The 1,869-nt window shown below is 33.3% G+C and carries 2 protein-coding genes; both read left to right on the forward strand.

The window, feature by feature from the left end; genetic code table 11:
- The first annotated feature begins 167 nt into the window (after positions 1-167).
- The gene (locus BLV37_RS14715; RefSeq protein ID WP_176968003.1) at positions 168-416 is read left to right on the forward strand and encodes a hypothetical protein; all 249 of its coding nucleotides are present in this window, start codon (positions 168-170) and stop codon (positions 414-416) included.
- A gap of 53 nt (positions 417-469) precedes the next feature.
- The gene (locus BLV37_RS14720) at positions 470-1,768 is read left to right on the forward strand and encodes an NAD(P)H-hydrate dehydratase (RefSeq protein ID WP_091733215.1); all 1,299 of its coding nucleotides are present in this window, start codon (positions 470-472) and stop codon (positions 1,766-1,768) included.
- The last annotated feature ends 101 nt before the right edge of the window (positions 1,769-1,869 follow it).

Here is a 1,869-nt window from a genome sequence, read left to right on the forward strand (position 1 = left end):
CGATGGTAGGTCAAACGCAATGAGAACCAAATTTGCACGACCGGAGGGAGTGAACAAATTTGTGCTTCGAAACTGCGGGAAATTAAGAAATATTTTTTAGCTTTTGTGCTATAATTTAATTAAGTACTCTAGGAAGGGGCTGAACCAGATTGTCTATAAAACTCATTATGCTAATTATTCTTATCTTATCAGGGCTAGAGATATTCTCAAACCTCATAACTATGCTTATAAATAGTGGAATTAGAATACTGATTAAAGACTTTAGATTTAATAAAAAGATTACTGAAATTATAAAGGTTATTTTTGTTATAGCATTTATGCTTTCAGTAATATTTTTATTAGTTCAATTTGTAAAAGTAATGGCATTGTGGTTCGGAATATCTCTTGACAAGAGTATATTAGATATCTTTCGTTAGAGGATAAAACATAGAGTTTATTAATAGGCATGATTTTATAATGAGGTGGAATAATGATTAAGGGCAGTGGAATAGATATTATAGAAATAGACAGAATAAAAAAAGCTATAGATAGAAACATAAATTTTATAAATAGAATCTTTACATCTAGGGAAATAGAATACATTAACAAAAAACATAATAATATCAATACTATAGCAGGGATTTTTGCTGCAAAGGAGGCCGTAAGCAAAGCACTAGGAAGTGGAATCAGCGGTTTTAAGTGGACTGATATTGAAATAAAGCATAAGCCATCATCAGAGCCATATGTAGCTCTTTATGGTAGAGCAAAGGAAATAGCAGAAAATAATAAGATTTCTAACATACATATAACAATTAGCCATAGCAAGGATAATGCAATAGCCTTTGCAATTGCAGAAGAGAACCATAGTATGTTACCAAAAAATGATATAGATATAGAATTTAAACCCGGCGATTTCACTATAATAGATAAAGAATTCGTATCCAGTATTATTCCTGAAAGAAAAAAGGATAGTCATAAGGGTAATTATGGAAAGCTGGGGATTGTTGGTGGAAGCAGAGGAATGACAGGGGCTGTAGCCTTGGCAACTATAGCTAGTCTTAGAAGTGGAAGTGGATTGGTTTATTCAATTGTGCCTGCTTCATTAAGCACGATAATAGAGACATTAGTAGTAGAATCCATAACTATTCCTATAGATTGTGAGAATAAAGGCAACTTTATTCAAGCTGGAGCAGATGAAATATTAGAAGCTACTTCTAATTTAGATTGCTTGGTTTTAGGACCAGGCATGGGAAAAGATACTGAAAGAATTAGTTTGGTTAAAGAGATTTTGAGCATTAGCTATAAGCCTATAGTGTTGGATGCAGACGGAATAAATTGTATTGCAGAGGAAAGGGAGACTCTGACTTCAAGAACATATGAAACTATCATAACTCCTCATCCTGGTGAATTGAGCAGATTATTAGATATAACTACAGAAGAAATACAGCTAAATAGGATAAAATATTGTAAACAAACAGCTAAAATCTTTAAAGCAATTACTGTGTTAAAAGGTGCGAATACGGTAATAGCAAGTCCAGAAGGGCAGGTTTATATTAATACTACTGGAAATCCAGGGATGGCCACTGCAGGCAGCGGGGATGTGTTAAGTGGTATAATTGGAAGCTTTATTGGGCAGGGCATAAGGCCTCTAAATGCTGCAATAGCAGGAGTGTTTATTCATGGATTAGCGGGCGACATGGCAGCAATGGAAAAAGGAGAATACGGTCTTATAGCAGGAGATATAGTTAACAAAATACCTTCTGCAATAAAATATATAAAAGGTAATTAATAATACAAGGAGACCAACTATGAAATGTCAAGTAAAAATGTTTGAAAATATGTAAATAAATAATTATCCAAAAAAGGGCACGCTTAAATAAACCTATTAGA

It is taken from the genome of Proteiniborus ethanoligenes, assembly GCF_900107485.1.
In the GTDB taxonomy this organism is placed as follows: domain Bacteria; phylum Bacillota; class Clostridia; order Tissierellales; family Proteiniboraceae; genus Proteiniborus; species Proteiniborus ethanoligenes.